The 20,820-nt window shown below is 67.2% G+C and carries 18 protein-coding genes and 1 pseudogene; 9 read left to right on the top strand and 10 right to left on the bottom strand.

Annotation, left to right across the window (positions count from 1 at the left end):
- Positions 1-88: 88 nt before the first annotated feature.
- Positions 89-1,990 carry a molecular chaperone DnaK gene (gene dnaK / locus VB777_RS11750; RefSeq protein WP_323249128.1) on the top strand — a complete coding sequence of 634 codons (1,902 nt, stop codon included), beginning with the start codon at positions 89-91 and terminating at the stop codon, positions 1,988-1,990.
- Between the two features lie 84 nt (positions 1,991-2,074).
- Here dnaK and VB777_RS11745 read toward each other — a convergent pair whose 3' ends face one another.
- Positions 2,075-3,256 carry an FAD-dependent oxidoreductase gene (locus VB777_RS11745; protein ID WP_323249126.1) on the bottom strand — a complete coding sequence of 394 codons (1,182 nt, stop codon included), beginning with the start codon at positions 3,254-3,256 and terminating at the stop codon, positions 2,075-2,077.
- Positions 3,257-3,261: 5 nt separating this feature from the next.
- Complete coding sequence (psbQ, locus tag VB777_RS11740) at positions 3,262-3,768, bottom strand: photosystem II protein PsbQ (RefSeq protein WP_197157768.1); 507 nt, start codon at positions 3,766-3,768, stop codon at positions 3,262-3,264.
- A gap of 109 nt (positions 3,769-3,877) precedes the next feature.
- Between psbQ and purU the strand changes: the two genes are divergently transcribed.
- Both purU and VB777_RS11730 read left to right on the top strand, forming a co-directional pair.
- A complete protein-coding gene (gene purU / locus VB777_RS11735) occupies positions 3,878-4,765 on the top strand; it encodes a formyltetrahydrofolate deformylase (protein ID WP_323249124.1) in 888 nt (295 codons plus the stop codon).
- On the top strand, positions 4,765-6,120 hold the full coding sequence (locus VB777_RS11730; protein ID WP_323249123.1) for an O-antigen ligase family protein: 1,356 nt from the start codon (positions 4,765-4,767) through the stop codon (positions 6,118-6,120). Before purU ends, VB777_RS11730 begins: the two co-directional genes overlap by 1 nt.
- An 18-nt stretch (positions 6,121-6,138) precedes the next feature.
- Here the strand turns inward: VB777_RS11730 and VB777_RS11725 are convergent, their stop codons facing one another.
- A complete protein-coding gene (locus VB777_RS11725) occupies positions 6,139-7,791 on the bottom strand; it encodes a radical SAM protein (protein ID WP_323249121.1) in 1,653 nt (550 codons plus the stop codon).
- 134 nt (positions 7,792-7,925) lie between these two features.
- On the opposite strand from VB777_RS11725, the gene VB777_RS11720 reads away from it, so the two are divergent.
- Genes VB777_RS11720 through VB777_RS11710 form a run of 3 tightly spaced genes read left to right on the top strand, consistent with a single transcriptional unit; the run spans position 7,926 to position 8,745 of the window.
- Complete coding sequence (locus VB777_RS11720; RefSeq protein ID WP_323249119.1) at positions 7,926-8,252, top strand: hypothetical protein; 327 nt, start codon at positions 7,926-7,928, stop codon at positions 8,250-8,252.
- Between the two features lie 59 nt (positions 8,253-8,311).
- Positions 8,312-8,539 (top strand): hypothetical protein, encoded by a 228-nt coding sequence (locus VB777_RS11715; RefSeq protein WP_322757913.1) that lies wholly within the window; start codon positions 8,312-8,314, stop codon positions 8,537-8,539.
- Entirely contained in the window at positions 8,533-8,745 is a 213-nt protein-coding gene (locus tag VB777_RS11710) for a hypothetical protein (protein ID WP_323249116.1), read from the top strand. The genes VB777_RS11715 and VB777_RS11710 overlap by 7 nt, the downstream gene beginning before the upstream one ends.
- A gap of 222 nt (positions 8,746-8,967) precedes the next feature.
- On the opposite strand, the gene VB777_RS11705 is transcribed toward VB777_RS11710, so the two are convergent.
- From VB777_RS11705 to acnB, 3 genes are all read right to left on the bottom strand, one after another.
- Positions 8,968-9,282: a hypothetical protein gene (locus VB777_RS11705; RefSeq protein WP_323249114.1), complete on the bottom strand. Its 315-nt coding sequence runs from the start codon at positions 9,280-9,282 to the stop codon at positions 8,968-8,970.
- Between the two features lie 71 nt (positions 9,283-9,353).
- Positions 9,354-10,772, bottom strand: a complete 1,419-nt coding sequence (locus VB777_RS11700; RefSeq protein ID WP_323249144.1) for a ClC family H(+)/Cl(-) exchange transporter — start codon at positions 10,770-10,772, stop codon at positions 9,354-9,356.
- Positions 10,773-10,798: 26 nt separating this feature from the next.
- Complete coding sequence (acnB, locus tag VB777_RS11695) at positions 10,799-13,450, bottom strand: bifunctional aconitate hydratase 2/2-methylisocitrate dehydratase (RefSeq protein WP_323249112.1); 2,652 nt, start codon at positions 13,448-13,450, stop codon at positions 10,799-10,801.
- 153 nt (positions 13,451-13,603) lie between these two features.
- Here acnB and VB777_RS11690 point away from each other — a divergent pair, with 153 nt between their 5' ends.
- A complete protein-coding gene (locus VB777_RS11690; protein WP_197171335.1) occupies positions 13,604-14,677 on the top strand; it encodes a 3-deoxy-7-phosphoheptulonate synthase in 1,074 nt (357 codons plus the stop codon).
- 138 nt (positions 14,678-14,815) lie between these two features.
- Positions 14,816-15,139, top strand: a complete 324-nt coding sequence (locus VB777_RS11685; RefSeq protein WP_197157750.1) for a hypothetical protein — start codon at positions 14,816-14,818, stop codon at positions 15,137-15,139.
- Between the two features lie 11 nt (positions 15,140-15,150).
- Here VB777_RS11685 and VB777_RS11680 read toward each other — a convergent pair whose 3' ends face one another.
- The 4 genes from VB777_RS11680 to VB777_RS11665 form a co-directional block, all read right to left on the bottom strand.
- Positions 15,151-15,849: a diacylglycerol/polyprenol kinase family protein gene (locus VB777_RS11680; protein ID WP_231598125.1), complete on the bottom strand. Its 699-nt coding sequence runs from the start codon at positions 15,847-15,849 to the stop codon at positions 15,151-15,153.
- 14 nt (positions 15,850-15,863) lie between these two features.
- Complete coding sequence (locus tag VB777_RS11675) at positions 15,864-16,868, bottom strand: sigma-70 family RNA polymerase sigma factor (protein ID WP_322757908.1); 1,005 nt, start codon at positions 16,866-16,868, stop codon at positions 15,864-15,866.
- A gap of 133 nt (positions 16,869-17,001) precedes the next feature.
- Complete coding sequence (gene ppk1 / locus VB777_RS11670) at positions 17,002-19,191, bottom strand: polyphosphate kinase 1 (protein WP_322757907.1); 2,190 nt, start codon at positions 19,189-19,191, stop codon at positions 17,002-17,004.
- A 10-nt stretch (positions 19,192-19,201) separates the two neighbouring features.
- Positions 19,202-20,461 carry an MFS transporter gene (locus VB777_RS11665; RefSeq protein ID WP_323249108.1) on the bottom strand — a complete coding sequence of 420 codons (1,260 nt, stop codon included), beginning with the start codon at positions 20,459-20,461 and terminating at the stop codon, positions 19,202-19,204.
- Between the two features lie 32 nt (positions 20,462-20,493).
- Between VB777_RS11665 and VB777_RS11660 the strand changes: the two are divergent.
- Positions 20,494-20,820 (top strand): annotated as a pseudogene (locus VB777_RS11660) (hypothetical protein); the annotation flags it as partial.

The following is a 20,820-nucleotide window of genomic DNA, read 5'->3' as shown; positions in this document are numbered from 1 at the left end:
TCGGGAACCACACCTCGCCTTGGTCAGGCCTCGCTGCTGAAGATGCCTTCATTCAGAACTTGCTTCTCCACTCAGGAGGTGGGAACCCATGGGAAAGGTTGTTGGCATTGACCTCGGCACGACGAACAGCTGTGTCGCCGTGATGGAGGGCGGCAAGCCCACGGTGATCGCCAACGCTGAAGGGTTCCGCACGACGCCCTCAGTGGTGGCTTACACCAAAAATCAGGATCAGCTGGTCGGTCAGATCGCCAAACGTCAGGCGGTCATGAATCCGGAGAACACTTTCTATTCCGTGAAGCGCTTCATCGGCCGCCGTGTCGATGAAGTCAACGAAGAATCGAAGGAAGTGAGTTATGGCGTCGAGAAGGCCGGCTCCAACGTCAAGGTGAAGTGCCCGGTGCTGAACAAGCAGTTCGCACCTGAGGAAGTGAGTGCCCAGGTGCTGCGCAAGCTGGCGGAAGACGCTGGCAAGTATCTCGGTGAAACGGTCACCCAGGCGGTGATCACCGTGCCCGCCTATTTCAACGACTCGCAGCGACAGGCCACCAAGGACGCCGGCAAGATCGCCGGCCTTGAGGTGCTGCGCATCATCAACGAGCCCACGGCCGCGGCTCTGGCCTATGGCCTCGACAAGAAGAGCAACGAGCGCATCCTCGTGTTCGACCTGGGCGGCGGCACCTTCGACGTGTCGGTGCTGGAGGTGGGTGACGGTGTGTTCGAGGTGCTCTCCACCTCCGGTGATACCCACCTGGGTGGCGACGACTTCGACAAGGTGATCGTCGACTACCTCGCCGACAGCTTCAAGTCGAACGAGGGCATCGACCTGCGTCAGGACAAGCAGGCCCTGCAGCGCCTCACCGAGGCGGCTGAGAAGGCCAAGATCGAGCTCTCCAGCGCTACCCAGAGCGAGATCAACCTGCCGTTCATCACGGCCACCCCTGAGGGCCCCAAGCACCTCGATCTCACCCTCACCCGCGCCAAGTTCGAGGAGCTGGCCTCCAAGCTGATCGACCGCTGCCGCGTGCCGGTGGAGCAGGCGCTCAAGGACGCCAAGCTCTCCTCCTCCGAGCTCGATGAAGTGGTGATGGTGGGTGGTTCCACCCGCATCCCTGCGGTGCTCGAGCTGGTGAAGCGCGTCACCGGCAAGGACCCCAATCAGACCGTGAACCCCGACGAGGTGGTGGCCGTGGGTGCCGCCATCCAGGGCGGTGTGCTCGCCGGTGAGGTGAAGGACATCCTGCTGCTGGACGTCAGCCCCCTGTCCCTGGGCGTGGAGACCCTGGGCGGTGTGATGACCAAGATGATTCCCCGCAACACCACGATCCCCACCAAGAAGTCGGAGGTGTATTCCACGGCTGTCGACGGGCAGACCAACGTGGAGATTCACGTGCTGCAGGGCGAGCGCGAGATGGCCAGCGACAACAAGTCGCTCGGAACCTTCCGCCTCGATGGCATTCCCCCCGCTCCCCGCGGCGTGCCTCAGATCGAAGTGACCTTCGACATCGATGCCAACGGCATCCTGAGCGTGACCGCCAAGGACAAGGGCAGCGGTAAGGAGCAGAGCATCTCGATTACTGGTGCTTCCACCCTCAGTGACAACGAGGTGGAGAAGATGGTGAAGGACGCCGAAGCCAACGCCAGCGCCGACAAGGAAAAGCGCGAGCGCATCGACCTGAAGAACCAGGCCGAAACCCTCGTGTACCAGGCCGAGAAGCAGCTCGGTGAACTGGGCGACAAGGTGGGCGCCGAGGACAAGAGCAAGGTGGAGGCCTCCTCCGCCAAGCTCAAGGAGGCGATCGAGAAGGAGGACTACGACACCATGAAGTCCGAGCTCGAAACCCTGCAGCAGGCCCTCTACGCCGCTGGTGCGGCTGTGTACCAGCAAGCTGCTGGCGCTGAAGGCGCCGCCGCCCCTGGCGGCAACGGCAGCGGTGGTGCTGAATCCGCCAGCGACGACGTGATCGACGCGGAGTTCACCGAGAGCAAGTGAGCCTGCGGGCGGCCCTGCCGCTCCGATTCCGATCTGCTCCCTGATCCAGCCCCCCTACTTGGGGGGCTTTTTGCTGGCAGGTGCTCAGGTCCCAGCCGCCGGAAGTGTTGCTGGCTCCAGTTGCTGGGCCACCCACTCGGCGCTGGCCGGCGCCAGCAGCACGCCGTTGCGGTAGTGGCCGCTCACCAGCAGCAGGCCGTCTGCCAGGGCTTCCAGCAGGGGTGCCGGCTTGCCCTGGGGACGGCAACGGCACCCCTGCCAGCTGTGCAGAAGCCGTGCCTGTTGCAGCCACGGGGGTGCCTCCCCTTTCAGGCTGCGCAACCGCTCCAGGGCCAGCGGATCGGCCCGCTCTCCCGGCTCCAGGGTGGCACCCAGCCAGAAGCGCCGACCACCGGCCAGATCGGGTCGGGGCACCAGGTTGAGGCCGCGCCACACCACCGCTCCCGGCCAGCTCCACAGGGCTTCATCGTTCGCGTCTGGACCCCGTTCCAGCTCCAGGGCCTGGCCCAGCACCGGCTCGAGCGGCGGGATGGCAGCAGCCCCCGCGAGCTCTGGCACCTGGCGCAGCAGCCCCGCCGATCCCAGGCCGGCGGCGATCACCACCCAGTCGGCCCGGTGGTGGTCGCCGCCGGCGAGCACGGCGCTCCAACCCCCGTTCACCGGTCGCTCCAGGTGCAGCACCCGCTCGGCCAGTCCTTGCACTCCTTGCCGCAGACCATCCCCCAGCAGGGCCTCCAGGGCGGCGATCGGATCGATCTGGCCATCGCGGGGGGAGTACAGCCCGCCCAGGGCGGCGGCGGGCACCAACGGATCCAGCCGCTCCAGCTGCGGCCGCTCCCACCACTCCAGCGGCACCCCTCGCTTTTGCCGCTCCAGCACCAGCCGCTGGTGGCGCTCCTGGGTCTCGGCATCAGCGGCCAGCACCAGCAGGCCCGGACGGCGTGGCACAGGCCAGCCAGCCTCCGCCAGCTGCCGGCACCACAGGTCCCAGAGGATGCGGCTGCGCTGCCGCAGGCGCCAGCCCCGGCCACTGCTGCGCTGTGCGACATCGGCCATCAGCAGCCCCAGGGCCGCGCGGCTGCCACTGCGAACCGCTGGGTCAGGCTTGCCGACCTCACTCCCCTTGGGCCCAGCCAGGGCGGGATCGATCAGAACAACGGCATGGCCCTGCTGCTGCAGCCACCAGGCGGTCGACGCACCAACAAGGCCCGCCCCGATGACGATCACGTCAGCGCGGCGGGCCCCGCAGGTGCTGGCCTGGTGCAAGCGGGTCAGGCCTGCTCGGCGGCGTCGAGAGCTGGGGCAGGAATCACTTCGGCATAGGAGCCGAAGCCGCTGGCCACCTGGATGTACGACTTGCGCAGCCGCTCGCCGTCCTGGAGGCGGGCGGCCTCATCGAGCTGGGCCAGGGCGCTCTTGAGCTGGTCGGCGCGCTTGCCGGCTTCGGCCCGGTCGGCGGGCAGCAGGCGCTGGTTGATGTAGAGCATCTCGCGGCCCACTTCCTGCATGGGTCCGTGGATCAGGTTGCGGGTGAAGACCCAGTCGCGCTGGTTGACCAGATTGGCCAGCTCAGGCAAGCGATCCTTGGCGGCGAGGAAGCCCTCGGCCTGACGGGTGATCAGGGCCATGTCCGCCGGGCTGATGCTGGGGGCCTTGCGGCTCTGGCCGCCATCGCAGGCCGCCAGCGACACCGAAAGCACCAGGGCCACGCCGATCATCACCAGGCGGCGCAGCAGGTCGAAGACACCCGTTCTGGAGGCAGTGCTGGCAGCAACCATGGGAATTCGCCGACCGGGCGTTCAATGCGGCGTGATTTTACCCGTGGCCCCTGTCGGCGGAGATCGGCGTTCCGCTCGGCACAATTGCGGTTCCGCCCTTCGCGCCGGCATGAGCTCCCCCACGGCCATCCTCCAGGTCATCTGTCCGGACCGTCCGGCCCTGGTGAGCGAGCTCTCCGGCTGGGTGGCCGCCAACGGCGGCAACATCCGCCACGCCGATCACCACACCGATGCCGGTGCCGGCCTGTTCCTCAGCCGGATCGAGTGGGCGCTGGACGGTTTCGGGCTGCCGCGGCAAGCGATCACGCCCGCGGTGCTGGCCCTGGCCGAGCGGCTGGGGGGGGAAGGACAGGTGCACTTCTCCGATGAAACGCCCCGGGTGGCGATCTTCGTGAGCAAGCAGGACCATGCCCTGGTGGATCTGCTCTGGCGCACCCGGGCCGGCGAGCTGCCGATGCTGGTGCCGCTGGTGGTGTCGAACCATCCGGATCTGCGGCAGGTGGCCGAAGGCTTCGGGGTTCAGTTCGTCCATCTGCCGATGACGGCGGAGACCAAGGCCGAGGTGGAGCTTCAGCAACTGGCGCTGCTGGAGCAGCACGGCATTGAGCTGGTGGTGCTGGCCAAGTACATGCAGGTGCTCAGCCCGGCCTGGCTCGAGGGGTTCATGGGCGGGGGACGCTCCGGGGCAACGGTCCAGCGGCAGGTGATCAACATCCACCACTCCTTTCTGCCGGCCTTCAAGGGGGCGCAGCCCTATCACCGTGCCTGGGAGCGGGGCGTGAAGCTGATCGGCGCCACCGCCCACTACGTCACCGAGGATCTCGACGGCGGCCCGATCATTGAGCAGGCCACCGTGCACGTCAGCCACCGCGACGATGTGGACGATCTGATCCGCAAGGGGCGCGACACCGAGCGGCTCGCCTTGGCGCGGGCGCTGCGCTTGCATCTGCGCCGGCAGGTGATGGTCTATCGCGGCCGCACGGCCGTGTTCGATTGATGGCAACTGATCTGAGGCCGTTGGCCGCGATTCGCCTGGCCGCGCTCGATGCGCACCTGCTCGGTCATCGACCTGCTGACGCGTCCCCCCTGGGCTGGCGATGTTTTCAGCTGGGTCTGTTTCTGTTGGCCAGCAGTGCCTTCCTGGGGGGATTGCTGCTGTTCGTGGCCCTGATCCAGGGGAGCCGCGGTCGCTCCTCGCCCTGGCAGGACGGGAGCAATCGGGTGCTGCTGCTGATCGCCCTGCTGATGGTGGCCGGCTGCTTCGGGGCCCGCAGCGGCGGCCTGGCCTGGGTGGGACTGGGCAACTGGTTGCCGTTCTTCTGGGCGTTCTGGGGCTATCAGCCCTATCTGGCCACGCCGGCGGCCCGGCGGCGGGTGGCCCTGTGGCTGGTGGCCGGCACCGTGCCCGTGGTGATCACCGGCCTGGGCCAGCTCTGGTTTGGCTGGAGCGGCCCGTTTCAGGTGTTGGGGGGTCTGATCATCTGGCACCTCAAGGCAGGCGGCAGCCCGGACGATCGTCTGGCCGGCCTGTTCGACTACGCCAACATCGCCGGCTCCTGGCTGGCCCTGGCCTGGCCTCTGCAACTGGCGGCGCTGCTCGAGACCTGGCAGCGCTGGCGCCAGGGGGTGCGGGATCCCGCAGGTGGCGGCGTGCCATCCCGGTCGGCCGGGATCCTGCTGGCCCTGGCCCTGCTGATGGCGTCAGGCGTGGTGGCGGCCGTGTACCTCACCGATTCCCGCAACGCCTGGGGTGCCCTGGTGCTGGCGGTGCCGCTGGTGGTGGGGCCAGCCAGCTGGCTGTGGCTGCTGCCCCTGCTGACCCTGCTGGTGGTGCTGGTGGCGCTGGCCAGCGTGCAGGGGGTGCCGGAGCTGGTGCAGGAGCCCCTGCGCCAGCTGGTGCCTGAAGCGATCTGGGGCCGGCTCAGCGACCTGGAGCACAGCGGCGATCGGGTGCAGGCCTCCACCCGGCTGGCCCAGTGGGGTGTGGCCCTGGAGTTGATCGGCGAACGCCCCTGGCTCGGCTGGGGCGCGGCGGCCTTCAGCCTGATCTATCCGCTGCGCACGGGCCAGTGGCATGGCCATCCCCACAATCTGCCGATCGACCTGGCCGTGAGCCACGGTCTGCCGGTGGCGGTGCTGCTGGTGGGCTTCGTGCTCTGGCTGTTGCTGCGTGCCGCCTGGTTCGGCATGGCCGCGTCCAGCCTGTTCGAGCGGGCCTGGTGGACGGCGACCCTGGTGCTGGTGGCCTTGCATGCCACGGATATGCCCTTCTATGACAGCCGCATCAATGTGGCCGGCTGGGTGCTGCTGGCCGGGCTGTCCCAGGTGGGCCGCCCGCCGGCGTCCCACTGAGACCTGGTCGGAGCGGGTTCAGCCGATGGCCTCCTGCCTGGGCAGTGCGTCCTGCCGGTGCCGCTGCAGGGTGGCTTCAGGCAGGGGACCCTGCAGATGTGCCCAGGGCAGCACCCGGCCCGGTTCCCATTCGGCGTGCACCACCTCCTCCCAGGCCGGTGGCCGTGGCAGCGGCGAACCGGCAGCCGGCTCCAGTTCGCCTGCCTGCGCCGCCCGGTAGGCCTTCTTCCAGCCCCCCAGGCTGTCGTGACTGCCGCGGGCGGCGGCGATCACCGGCGCGAGCCGCCGGTCGCTGCGCGACAGCAGGGCCTGGATCACGCTCCAGCCATAGCTTTCCGGCCGCAGCTCGATCCCCTTGGGCTTGAGCCGCTTGGCCAGCAGCTTGAGCCGTTTCTCGGCCTCCGGTCGCAAGCCCTGCCACTGGAACGGGGTGTGGGCCTTGGGCACGAAGGTGCTCACCCCCAGGGTCAGCCGCAGCCCCGGGGTCGCCTTTTTCAGGGCCAGCATCAGGGCGGCGGTGGCCTCCACATCGGCCTCCTCCTCGCTGGGCAGGCCCACCATGCCGTAGAGCTTCAGGCCGCTGAGGCCACCCTCTCGGGCGTAGCGAGCCGCGGCGGCGATCTCCTCGGTGGAAAGTTTCTTGTTCACCACCTGCCGCATCCGCTCGCTGCCGCTCTCGATCGCGATCGTGAGCGACTTGCTGCCCCGCTTGGCCAGGATGCGCCCCAGCTCAGCAGTCACCGTGGCGGCCCGCACCGAGCTGACGCTCACCCGGGTGCCCTCAAAGCGGTCCTGATCCAGCCACTGCAGCAGCTCCGGGAACTGGGGATGCTGCGTCACCGAAGCCCCCAGCAGCCCCAGGCGCTTCGTCACCGCCAGACCCTTCTCCACCGCCGGGATCAGGCCGTCGTCCAGCGACGGCGTGCGGAAGGGCAGGGTGAGGTAACTGGCCAGGCAGAAGCGGCAGAGTTCGGGGCAGCTGCGCACCACCTCCACCATGTGGATGTCGGGCCAGGCCGCCTCCGGGGTGATCACCGTGGAGTGGCTGAGGGTGTTGCCCCGCCAGGTCTGCTTGGCCACGCTGGACGGCACGCTCGCCTCGATCGGTTCCACCGCCAGCAGCGCACCGCCGGCTGAATAGCGGGGGGCATAGAGGCTGGGCACGTAGATCCCCGGCACCTGGGCCAGGGCCCGCAGCCGCTCCGCCCGTGGTTGATCCCGATGCTGCTGCACGGCATCGATGAAGGCCGGCAGGAGCTCCTCGCCATCGCCGAGCAGCACCACATCGAAGAAGGGCGCCAGCGGCTCCGGGTTGGCGGTGAGCACCGGTCCGCCGCCGAACACGATCGGATCGCTCTCGCCCCGTTGCTCGGCCCAGAGGGGGATGCGTTGCTGCTCCAGCAGATCCAGCAGCACCGGCCCGTCCAGCTCCCAGCTCAACGACAGGCCGAACAGGTCGCCATGGCGATGGGGTGGATCACTGCGATCCGTGAACAGGCGCCGCACATCCACGTCGGCGCGCCGCGCCAGGGTGGCCCAGACCACCTGGTAGCCCAGGCTGGTGATCCCCACGGAGTAGGTGCTGGGGAAGGCCAGCACGGCCCGCAGGGCACCGGCGACGGGCTGGGCGGGCTCGAACAGCAGGGTTTCCTGGTTCAGGGGGAGGGGCATGCCAATCGATCAGTCTCACGGATCCCTGGTGCCGGTTGCTTGGCCTGGCTAGAGCGGGGGCTGCTGAACGGGTGTCATGCCGAAGCTGCAGGTGATCTCACCGTTTGAATACAACCCCACGCAGGATCAGGCCAATGTCACGTTTCTGCGCCACCGGCCCGGGTTCCGTTGGTCTTGTCTACGAGGGTCCCCTCGACCCGGTGCAACGCGATGGTGTGAGTGGTTCCGGCACCTGGTACACGATCGAGGCTCCCGAGACTGGGCCCTTCACCAATGTCAATGGCACCAGCGTGTATGGCCCCGACAACCTCGGTGGTGGTCTGGTCGATCTGGTGGGGGCTTACACGCGCAATGTCAGCGGCGGGTCGGCCTCGGGGGAGGATCCCAACACCGTGGGCTTTCTCTATACCGGTGCCATTGATGGCTCCACCAGTTCCGGCTACCGCAGCTTTCAGGGGTAGACCCGCAGCGGTGAAGCAGCTCCTACACCTTTGTCCACAGCGTGGATGGGGGGCTGGCCGTGGGCAACTGCGACATCGCTTCCGCCGATTCCCTGACGGGTTACAGCCTTGTCTCCACCGCCTTTCTTGTGGATCTGGACAGCGGCCGGCAGATCAACATCCGCTTCCCCGACTTGGGTCTGGATATCACCCATACGGCCTACGGCATCTGGGAGAATGGAGATGGCTCCTACACCATTGCTCGACTGATAATGGTAAGTACCGCCTGCCTGCCGCCTCCGTGGTGACGGTCAAACGCAAGTCCTCCGAGGCTTTCAAAGCCAAAGCCCGCTGGCGCGATCTGGACGTGGTGAAGATCGATTCCTGGGTTCCCAGTGTGCTCACCACCGCTAACTCCCAGTATGGCGATGTGACCGTGGGTTTTGCCAATTATCCCAATCCTGACGGCACTCTCGCTGCTGCCGACTTCGTTGCCCAGCCCTTGATTCTCTGAGCCTGCTCAGCGACACGACAGCGCCTGTCTGCCTGGATTTACTCAGCCCGTCAACAGGCGCCTTTGCGCTGATGATGAACTTGCGAAAATGGAGGATTCGAGTCTCTCCTTGGCCGGGCTCAATACTGAGGTAACGCAGTCAGTCGTGCTTTGTTTACGGAAGTCATAAGGGTTGCAGGTGCGCCTGAATAGCTTGCATGGAGATGGCCAAAGTCGGTATGGTCAGCATGTTGCGCTTGGCGCTGGATTTCGCGCAGGCAACACCTTCTTGGTAATGCAGTCGATGGAGAATGCTTGCAAGACAGTGGAACTCCATCGTCTGGCGAATTGAGCTGCGAGGGTGCCGCTGGAGGCCCTTTTTCTGACGTTGATGATCTGGCAGTCAGACGCGCCTGTATCGAGGCAGAAGCCGCGCATCTGGGAGTGAAGTTTCGCTGCAATCGTGATGACGGAGGCTCGTAGGATGATGGCATTGTTGCCGGCATCCATCAGGGAAAAATCCTTGAGGTTGGATCCTGTCGCGTCATTACTGAACATCAGGCCGGCTCATGAAGTCCATCAACGCTCGCGCCAGAGGGCCCAGCCGGACTGGATATTCCCAGCCACGATCAGGTCGACGAATTGCTCGGCTCAGCGATTGAGTGGTGAGCCGCCGCTGTCCCTTTCCCGTTGGCGTCGAAGGCCCGCAGCAGCTCGATCTGGCGTTCGTAGATCGATTGTCCATGCAGGACCTGGGTCACCAGGAAGCTGGCCAGGCAGGCCACCAGGATCGGCTTGAGGATTAGCAGGTCTTTGGTGAGGGCGAAGGCGAGGAACACGGCGGTGATCGGCGTGCGGGAGCAGCCCGCCACAAAGGCCCCCATGCCCGCGAACACGAAGGTAGTGGGCACGTGGCCGGTGAGGTGCTCGGCCAGGCCCCCGCAGGCCAGGCCGATGGTGGCCCCCAGGGTGAGCATCGGCGCGAACAGGCCCCCGGGAGCTCCGGACGCTGCGGCAAGACCCGTGCTGAAGAACAGCAGGACGAAGATCCCCAGCGCCGTGCCGATTTCCACATGGCCCTCAGCCACGGCCTGCTGCAGGCCGGCATTGTTGCGGAATTCCGGCGGCAGGCAGGCATACACCAGGCCGAGGAGAACCCCGGCGATCACCATGCGGCTCAACAGATGCGGGGCGAACCAGCGGTGGCTCAGCCACTGCATGCGGATCACGTAGCGGCAGTAGAGCTCTGCCAGCAGACCCACCACGATCCCGAGCGCGATCAGGTAGAGCAGATCCACGGGCAGGAACCGGAGCATGGGGGTGAATTCCCTGTCCAGCAGGAAGCCCTTGACGTTCAGACCGCTGGACTGAAGACCCAGGGCCGTCAGTCCCATCACATCGGCCCAGGTGTCGGCCAGGAAGGTGGTGACCAGCACCAGCAGGAGCACCACCGGCCGGGCACCGCGCAGCAGTTCTTCCACGGCGTAGAAGAAGCCGCCGATCGGAGCGTGAAACACGGCCGCGATGCCCGCCCCGCCGCCGGCGGCCACGATCACCCTCAGGAAGGTCGCAGGGGCCCGCAGCACCTTGGCCAGCCGCCAGGCCACCGATCCCCCCATCTGTACCGAGGGTCCTTCGGGGCCGAGCGGAAAGCCCGAGCCGATGGCCAGGATCCCCGCCACCAGCTTCACCATTGCCACGCGGAAGCCCATCGGCATGGGACGTCCCTTGAGGAAGACCATCACCTGGGTGATCCCCGATCCCGCCGCCGTGGGGGCCAGCTCCCGGATCAGCAGCGCCGAGACCAGACCCCCCAGCCCGCCCATCAGGGGCAGCACCAGGGCGGCGGGAGCCATCTCCAGCAGCCTCAGTCGCCAGGTGCCCAGCCAGCCCACGCCGGTCTTGAACAGCAGGGCGGCGGCGGCGGCACTGAAGCCGGTGAGCAGCAACGCCAGGGCCACAGCCCACCAGCGCTCCTCGATGAGCCTGCGGATGCTCCGGGTGGATTGCCAGCTGTCCCTGTCGAAGTGGAAGGCCCTCAGCCGCAGGGACCGCAGGGCCTCGATGGGTGGAATCAAACTCCTGCCAGCACCTTGGCCTCCTCCTCGCTGCTCACCACGCGGCCCTGGTCCTCGAAGCCCTCGATCTGGTCGAAGTTGAGGTAGCGGTAGAGCGTGGCGCCGTTGGGGTCGATCTTCTCGGCGGCGATCGCCAGGTAGTCCTCCTTGGTGGGGATGCGGCCCAGCTGGGCGCACACCGCCGCCAGTTCGGCGCTGCCGAGGTACACCTGCGCACCGTTGCCGAGGCGGTTGTTGAAGTTGCGGGTGCTGGTGGAGAACACGGTGGTGTCGTCTTCCACCCGGGCCTGGTTGCCCATGCACAGCGAGCAGCCCGGCATCTCCATGCGGCTGCCGGCCGCCTCGAAGATCGCGTAGTAGCCCTCCTGCCTGAGCATCTCCTCGTCCATGCGGGTGGGGGGGCAGACCCAGAGGCGAGCGGCATTGGCGCCCTGGCCCTCCAGCACCGTGGCGGCGGCCCGGTAGTGGCCGATGTTGGTCATGCAGGAGCCGATGAACACCTCATCGATCGGCGCGCCCGCCACCTCCGAGAGCGTCTTGACGTTGTCGGGGTCGTTGGGGCAGGCCAGGATCGGTTCGGTGATCGCATCGAGGTCGATTTCGATCACGGCGGCGTACTCCGCATCGGCATCGGCCTCCATCAGCACCGGCTTGGCCAGCCAGGCCTCCATCGCCTGGATCCGGCGGGCCAGGGTGCGGGCATCGCCGTAGCCGCGGGCGATCATGTTCTTCAGCAGAGCCACGTTGCTGCGCAGGTATTCGCTCACCGTTTCCACGCTGAGCTTGATGGTGCTGCCGGCGCAGGAACGTTCGGCGGTCGCATCCGTCAGTTCAAAAGCCTGCTCCAGCTTGAGATCGGGCAGGCCCTCGATCTCCATGATCCGGCCGTTGAACACGTTCTTCTTGCCCTCCTTGGCCACCGTGAGCAGCCCCTGCTGGATCGCCACGTAGGGAATCGCGTTCACCACATCGCGCAGGGTCACGCCCGGCTGCAGGGAACCTGAAAATCTCACCAGCACCGATTCGGGCATGTCGAGCGGCATGGCGCCGATGGCGGCGGCGAAGGCCACCAGGCCCGAGCCGGCCGGGAAGGAGATGCCCAGGGGGAAGCGGGTGTGGCTGTCGCCGCCGGTGCCCACGGTGTCGGGCAGCAGCATGCGGTTGAGCCAGCTGTGGATGATGCCGTCGCCGGGTCGCAGCGCCACGCCGCCGCGGGAGGCCATGAAGTCGGGCAGTTCGGCGTGGGTCTTGAGGTCCACCGGCTTGGGATAGGCGGCGGTGTGGCAGAAGCTCTGCATGACCAGATCCGCCGAGAAGCCGAGGCAGGCCAGCTCCTTCATCTCGTCGCGGGTCATGGGCCCGGTGGTGTCCTGGGAGCCCACGGTGGTCATCAGCGGCTCGCAGCTGGTGCCCGGCCGCACGCCCGCCAGGCCACAGGCCTTGCCCACCATCTTCTGGGCCAGGGTGAAGCCTTTGCCGGTGTCGGCCGGGGCCACCGGCCGGATGAACAGATCCGAGGCGGGCAGGCCCAGCTGGGCGCGCACCTTGTCGGTCAGGGAGCGGCCGATCATCAGGGGGATGCGGCCGCCGGCCCGCACCTCGTCGGTGATCGTGCTGGGCTTGAGCTCGAAGCGGGCCACGATCTCGCCGGCGTTGGCTTCACCGGCCGCCCGCTCGATCGTGCCGGCATAGGGGCGGATCGTGATCACATCGCCGGAGTTGAGGGCGGTCACGTCGCACTCGATCGGCAGGGCGCCGGAGTCTTCAGCCGTGTTGAAGAAGATCGGCGCGATCTTGCCCCCCAGCACCACGCCGCCGCTGCGCTTGTTGGGCACATGGGGGATGTCGGTGCCGGTGTGCCAGAGCACCGAGTTGATGGCGGATTTGCGGGAGCTGCCGGTGCCCACCACATCGCCCACGTAGGCCACCGGGTGGCCCTTGGTCTTGAGCTCGGCGATCAGCTCCAGGCCGCCGGGCATGCGGGTCTCCAGCATCGCCATGGCGTGCAGGGGGATGTCCGGCCGGGTGGTGGCGTGGGTGGCGGGGGAGAGGTCGTCGGTGTTGGTTTCGCCTTCCACCTTGAACACCGTCACGGTGATCTCGGCCGGCAGCTCGGGCTTGGCGGTGAACCACTCGGCGGCGGCCCAGCTGTCGATCACCCGCCTAGCGTAGGGGTTGCGCTCGGCCAGCTCGAAAACGTCGTGGTAGGCGTCGTAGACCAGCAGGGTGCGGCTGAGGCCCTCGGCCGCTGTCTCGGCGATGGTGCTGTCGTCGCTGCTGAGCAGTTCGATCAGGGCGCCCACGTTGTAGCCGCCGATCATGGTGGCCAGCAGCTGCACGGCTTCCACCGGGCTCACCAGGGGGCTGCTGACGCTGCCCTGGGCCACGCCGCTCAGCCAGCCGGCCTTCACGTAGGCCGCCTCATCCACCCCCGGCGGGATGCGCTCGCTGAGCAGGTGCAGCAGAAAGGCCTCCTCCCCGGCCGGCGGTGCCGCCAGCAGCTCGGTGAGGGCCTGGGTCTCGGCGGCGTTCAGGGGCAGGGGCGGCACCCCCAGGGCCTGCCGTTCCGCCGCGGCGGCGCGGTAGCTGCTGAGGACACTGGCCGGATCGGGGGAGGAGCTGGCAGGGCTCGAGCTGGCAACGGTCATCCCAGGGGTTTCGGCTTCTGCCCTCCATTGTTCTTGCCAGCCCGGCCGGCTGTTGGTGGCGACCGTTGCCAAAGGTTCACTCCGAACGGCCCGCGGAAGCCGATGACTAGGGTGAAGTCCGTTCCGCGGCGCCAGACGAGCAGCCCAGGGTTCATGACAGCCACCTCCGATCTGCACGTGGTGGAGACCCGGCCCCTCGTTCCACCGGCACTGCTGCACCGGGATCTCCCGATCACGGAGACCTCTTCCGCCACGGTGCAGCAGGCCCGCGAGCGCATCAAGGCGATCCTGCGCGGCGACGATGCCCGCATGCTGGTGATCGTGGGTCCGTGCTCGGTACACGATGTGGCCGCGGCCCAGGAGTACGCCGCGGCGATTCAGGAGCTGCGCCAGCGCCACCGCGGCGAGCTGGAGGTGGTGATGCGGGTCTATTTCGAGAAGCCCCGCACCACCGTGGGCTGGAAGGGGTTGATCAACGATCCCCATCTCGACGGCAGCTACGACATCAACACCGGCCTGCGCCGCGCCCGCACCCTGCTGCTCCACCTCGCTGAGATGGGACTGCCGGCCGCCACCGAGCTGCTCGATCCGGTGGTGCCCCAGTACATCGCTGACCTGATCAGCTGGACCGCCATCGGCGCCCGCACCACCGAAAGCCAGACCCACCGGGAGATGGCCTCGGGACTGTCGATGCCGATCGGCTTCAAGAACGGCACCGATGGCAGTGCCACCACCGCCATTCATGCCATGCAGGCGGCGGCGCGGCCGCACCATTTCCTGGGCATCAACAGCGAGGGGCAGGCCTCGATCGTGACCACCACCGGTAATCCCGATGGTCATCTGGTGCTGCGCGGCGGCAAGACCGGCACCAACTACCACCGCGAAGCGATTGAGGCGGCCTCCCTCTCCCTGGAGAAGGAGAACCTGCCGGCCCGGCTGATGGTGGATTGCAGCCACGGCAATTCCAACAAGGACTACCGCCGTCAGGGCGAGGTGCTGGAGCAGGTGGCCGAGCAGCTGCGCCAGGGCTCCCGGCGGGTGATGGGCGTGATGCTGGAAAGTCATCTGGTGGCGGGCAGTCAGAAGATCCCCAAGGACCTCAGCCAGCTCGCCTACGGCCAGAGCATCACCGATGCCTGCATCGATCTGGCCACCACGCGGCAGTTGCTCGACCATCTCGCCGCTGCGGTGCGCCAGGCCTGTGATCGGCAGCTGGCGGCGGCATGACGACCTGAATCCTGCTAATTGGCACTCAAGGATTGCGAGTGCCAAAGTATGATGATTCCATCGAAATGTTCCTTGTGGACATGCGATCTCTTGGATCTCGGTACGTTTGGACTCCTCGTGTGATTCAGGAGTTCCGTGATGAGCTATCTCCTGCAGTTCTGTGGCCTGACCGACCCTCTCCAGCTCTTCTATCTGGAGCAGACGGCAGGGCCGGCCTTCGGGGGCTTCCGCCCCTTCCAGCTCGACGACCTGCTCGCCTGGGCCGTGGACACCGCCCGTGGCCGCTGCTGGGATCCGGCGCTGATCGAGCGCACCGTGCTGGATGAGTGGATCGAGCGGGCTGATGTGATCCGCCAGTGGCAGCTGCGGCTGCGGGAGGAGCCGGCGGATCGGATGGTGGTTGCCGGACTGGGCACGCAGCGCGACTGGGAATGCCGCTGTGAGCACTTGCTGCAGGCCTGAGGGCTCGGCGGCTACAGGCTGGCTCCGGGGTAGCAGAGGCTCCAGAGCCAGCCCACGGCCAGGGGCACCGTGAGGTTGTCGAGGCCGAGCAGGGCCGCCTGCTCCAGCAGGCAGGCCACCAGGGCGATGCCGATGGGGACCAGCCAGGTCGTGGCGCCGCCGACGGCCGGGCTGGGCACTGCCGAGAAGGCCTGCAGCAACAGCAGCACGCTGAGGCTGGCGGCGGCCATGGCGCTGGTGCCCGCCACGGATTTGCGCTGGCCCCAGAGACGCCAGCTGGGCGAGGCGACCGAGACACCCACCAGGCCCGCCAGGCCATCCCCCCAGGCCATCACCAGCACGCCCGCTGCCACGGCAGCGGCCTGATCCGGCCAGTACAGCCACAGCAGCAGGGTGACAGCGGCTCCGTAGGCCACGGTGCCGTAACTGGCGCGGCCCACGTCTTCGATGGCGGGCAGCACCCGCAGGCGGTGATTGAGAGCGGCCAGGGCGGTGATCAGCCCAGCCAGGCCGATGGCAATGTTGCGGTCGATCCCCAGCCACCAGGCCAGCAGGATCACCGGACCGCAGCCCACATGCACGACCTTGCGGCGCCACTCACGTTGCTCCGGCCAGCGCTTCGCCATGGCCGTGGCGGCTCCTGCCAGCAGGCCGAGCCAGAGGGCCAGGACGCCGATGCCGACCAGCTGGCTCAGGGCCCAGTTGTCCACCGGAAGGGTCGTGCTCAGGCAGCCTGCTGTCCGTAGGTGGTGCGGTTGCTCATCAGCCGCAGCTTCATGATCGCCTTGGTTTCAAGCTGCCGCACCCGCTCGCGGGAGACGTTGATCTGGCGGCCGATCTCGGCGAGGGTCTGGGGTTCGGTGCCCTCCAGGCCAAACCGCATCTGCAGGATGCGGCGCTCGCGTTCGTTCAGCTGGGCCAGCCAGGTGCCGAGGTGCTCCTTCTGGAACAGGCGGTCCATCGATTCGATGTGCGCCCCGCTGGCCGGATCGGCGATCAGTTCCCCCAGGGTGCTGCGGTCTTCGTCGCCACGGGCGTGGGCGTCGAGGGAGGCGCAGGGGGCGCTCTGCGAGACGAGGTCTTCGAGTTCGTTCGGAGGGATGCCCATGGCATGGGCCAGCTCCAGCCGGTTGGGCTGACGGCCGAGCCGGTGGGAGAGCTCGCGCGAGATCCGCCGCATCTTCGAGAGTTTCTCGCTGACGTGGATCGGCAACCGGATCGTGCGGGCGCTGTTGTCAATCGCGCGGGTCATGCCCTGGCGGATCCACCAGTAGGCATAGGTGGAGAATTTGTAGCCCATGGCGGGGTCGAATTTGTCGACAGCCCGCTCCAGTCCGATCGCGCCTTCCTGGACCAGGTCGAGCAGCTCCAACCCCTGGTTCTGATATTTCTTCGCCACGCTCACCACCAGGCGCAGGTTGGCGGCCATCATCCGGTCCCTCGCCCGCTGGCCCATGCGGATCTGGCGGCGCTGCTGGGTCGTGAGGGTGTCAGCAGGCAGCTCCAGCAGACGCTTGCCCTGTTGCACGTGATGGGCCAGCTCAATTTCTTCAGCCGGTGTGAGCAGTGGCACACGGCCGATCGTGCTCAGGTACCAGCCGATCGTGTCGGCGCTGATGCGGCCGACAGCCTGCTTGGCAGCACTGGCGGATTTGCTTGGTGTGCGGCGCCCGCTGACGTTCTCGGTGTTGGCGATTACGTCATGAGCGGAACGCTGAGGCGTACTCATCACCCCGGCCTCCGTGAGTTGGTGGCCGGAATGTAGCAGCGTTATTGCTGGGATGAGGAATGTAAACGAAAGACATCCTGTAAGCAAGACAACGACAGGGTGGTGCTTGTGTAACGGATGTTGCTGTTTCGCTTCAACGTGCAGAGCTGAGGCCGCCGCGCCAGAGCCGGATCAGAGTCTCCTGGGTCTGGAGACCATCCCCTTCCGGCTGCAACTGCTCAAAGCTGCCATCGCTGCGCATGTGCCAGGCGCCCGTGTCGCCCAGATAGAGCTCCAGCAGATCCTCCAGCTGCCCGCGCAGCCGAGCGTCTTCCACCGGCGCCACCGCTTCGACCCGTCGATCCAGGTTGCGGGGCATCCAGTCGGCGCTGCCGAAGTACATCTCAGGGTTGCCGCCATTGGCAAACCAGAACAGGCGCGAGTGTTCGAGAAAACGACCGATCACGCTCACCACCTGGATGTTCTCGCTGATGCCCTCCACTCCGGGCCTGAGGCAGCACATGCCACGGATCACCAGCTCGATTTTCACACCGGCCTGGGAGGCTTCGTAGAGCAGGCCAATGATCGCCGGATCAACCAGCGCATTCATCTTGGCCCGGATGTGACCACCCTGGCCAGCCTTGGCGAGGTCAATCTCGCGGCGGATCAGCGCCTCCATGCCCTTGCGCAGGGTGACCGGCGCCACCAGCAACTTGCGGAAACTCTGTTGTTTCGAGAAGCCGGTGAGGTAATTGAACAGCTCCACCAGGTCCTGGCCGAAATCGGTGTGGGAGGTCAGCAGTCCCACGTCGGTGTAGAGGCTGGAGGTGCGGGAGTTGTAGTTGCCGGTGCCGATATGCACATAACTGCGCAGAATCTGCTTCTCCTTGCGCACCACCAGCAGGATCTTGGTGTGTGTCTTCAGACCGAGCACCCCGTACACCACATGCACGCCGGAGCGTTCCAGCCGCCGGGCCCACTGGATGTTGTTGTCTTCATCGAAGCGGGCCTTGAGTTCCACCAGGGCCATCACCTGCTTGCCGTTCTCTGCCGCCCGGATCAGGGCGGCCACCACCGCCGAATCCTTTGACGTGCGATAGAGCGTCATCTTGATCGCCAGCACCGACGGGTCGTCGGCGGCCTGGTTGAGGAACTCCTCGACCGAGGTGGCGAACAGGTCATAGGGATGGTGCAGCAGCACATCGCCCTGGCGAATCGTCGCGAAGATGCTCTGGAAGTCCTCCTCCTTCAGCGAGCCGTCGTCCAGATGGCTGCGCTGCGCCCGCGCCAGCGCCGGCACGGTGCGGCCCTGGAAGGGCTTGTCTTTCAGCTGGGGCAAGGGGATCGCCAGCAGGCTCATCAGGTCATCGAGGCCGAGTGGACCGTTGACGCGGTAGAGGTCCTGCGCCTCCACGTTCATCCCTTCCATGAGCACGTGGATCACGTCATCGGGCATTTCGTCGGCCACCTCAAGCCGCACCACCTCGCCGCCCTTGCGCCGCTTGCGCAGGCCCTCCTGCAGGGCCTCCATCAGGTCGTCGGCCTCAAGGTCGCGCAGCTCCAGGTCAGCGTCGCGGGTGACTCGGAAGAAGTAGTGCCCCTCGATCGTCATGCCCGGGAACAGCAGTTGCAGGTTGAAGGCCACCACCTGCTCCAGCGGCACCGCGGTGAACACCGGCTTGGGCCGCTTGCCGCTCAGATCGCTGGGGATCTCCACGAAGCGGGGCAGGATCTTCTGGGGAACCTTGACCCGCGCGAACTGCTGCTGGCCCGTGTCTGGGTCGCGCACCAGGGCCGCCACGTTGAGGCTGAGGTTGCTCACGAACGGGAAGGGATGGGCCGGATCCACCGCCAGGGGGGTCAGAACCGGGAAGATGGCGGTCTGAAAGGTGTGATCCACCCACTGCCGCTGGCGGTTGCTGAGGTTGGCGTAATCGATCAGATGGACGCCGTACTCGGTCAGCTGGTTCTTGAGCGAATGACGGTAGTGCTGCTGCTGCAGATCCAGCAGGGGGCGGAGTTTGGCCTGAATCGCCTCCAGCTGCTGCAGGGGTGTGCGGCCATCGTCGCTGAGGCTGGTGACTCCGGCTTCGAGTTGCGACTTCAGCGACGCCACCCGCACCATGAAGAACTCATCGAGGTTGTTGCTGAAGATGGCGCTGAACTTGGCCTGCTCCAGCAGCGGGGTGTGTTCATTCAGCGCCTGGGCCAGCACGCGCCGATTGAAATCGATCCAGCTCAGCTCGCGGTTGATGTAGAGCTCGGCAGCGACGGCGGGCTCGCCCATGGTGTTCTGCTGTCGGCGGTGCTGACGCGACGCACGCTGCCGGTTCCTCTCCGGCAACGTAGCAATCTCACTCCGTTGCTCCCGGTGACGCCGTTGCTTGACCGGGCAGCCCCCCGGCCACCAGCAGGGCCACCCCCACCATCAACACGGTGCCGAACCAGAAGGGGCTTTGCTGCCCCACGGTTTCGTAGGCCAGGCCCGCCAGCGGAGGCCCCACGAAGCCGGTGAGGCTCTGCAGGCCCTGGAGGCTGCCCAGGGCGGCTCCCTGACCACCCTCATCGAGCCGGCGGGAGACGAGGCTGCGCAGGCTGGGGGTGACCAGACCGGTGCCGGTGGCCAGGATCGCCAGGGCGATGAACACCTGCGGCTGGGCGTTGCCGACCGTGGTCAGCAGGATCAGCAGAAACCCCACGATCACCAAGCCGATGCCCGCCAGGGTGAGGCGCCATTCACCGAAGCGCTGCACCAGCGGTCCGATCAGGCCGCCCTGCACCAGGGTGGCCACCACACCCACCACCAGGAAGGCCAGCGCCGAGGTGGTGGGTCCCCAGCCGAAGGCCTGCTTGAAATAGAGCACCAGCACGGCCGTGAAGCCGTTGAAGGCCAGAAAAAACAGGAAGAAGGCCGCACTCAGGCGACGCACCTGCGGGTTGGCGAGCACCCGCGCCAGCTGGGCGAAGGGTTGCAGATTGCGCTTGCGCGGCAGGGGTGATCGGGCCTCTGGCGGATGGGTTTCGGGCAGCAGCACGACCACCAGCACCAGGTTGAGGGCGGCGATCGCCACGGCCAGCAGCAACGGCAGGGTGATGGTGATCCCGGCCAGGGCGCCCCCCAGCGCCGGTCCGAGGATGAAGCCCAGCCCGAAGGCCACCCCGATCAGCCCGAAGGCCTTGGCCCGCTGTTCCGGTGCCGAGATGTCCGCCAGCACCGCAGCGGCGGTGGCGGCGGTGCCGCCGCTCACCCCATCGATCAGCCGCGCCGCGAACAACAGCCCCAGGGGCCAGCCGGCCGCCGCCGCCGCTGGCCAGAGGCTGGCCCAGGGCAAGGCCAGGGTGAGGGCAAACAGGCTCAGCCCCAGCAGGGAGCCCGTCACGCAGACCATGATCACCGGCCTGCGGCCGTAGCGGTCGCTCAGGGCGCCGATCAGCGGTGTGAAGCCGAACTGGGCCAGGGCATAACTTCCGGCCAGCAGCCCCAGCACCCGTCCGTCATTGGTGATCCCCGCCAGCAGGTAGGGCAGCAGCGGAAACACGATGCTCTCGCCCAGCCGGTCGTTGAGCAGGGTGATGAAGACGCACAGGAGGGTGGAGGGGCGCGTCCAGCGCACGGCGAGGGGCCCAGGGGGGTCCTCACATTCCCATGGCCCTCTGCAAGGGAGGCGCGCTGGGCGCCACCATGGGGGTCGCTGTCGCCGCGCCATCCATGGACGCAGGAGCCGAGGGGGCGGCCATCCGGCCGATGATCGCCGTGCTCGGCCTGGCCTTGGTGCTCTTCCTGGTGCTGCACCTGGCGGGTGTGGGGGTGGCCCTGATCGATCCGGGCGCCTTCGGCCGGCTGGTGGCCGTTCTGCACAGCGCCTGGTGGTTGCCGCCGCTGGAGCTGGCCCTGGCGGCGGTCGGGCTCGGCCATGGCCTGGCGGCGCTCCTGCGGGTGAGCCGCAACGCCCGCGCCGCCGGTGCGCAGCGG

Source organism: Synechococcus sp. CCY9202 (genome assembly GCF_034931685.1).
In the GTDB taxonomy this organism is placed as follows: Bacteria; Cyanobacteriota; Cyanobacteriia; order PCC-6307; family Cyanobiaceae; genus CBW1002.
The sequence above is the reverse complement of the archived record's forward strand: the minus strand, read 5'-3'. Positions and strand labels throughout refer to the sequence as shown.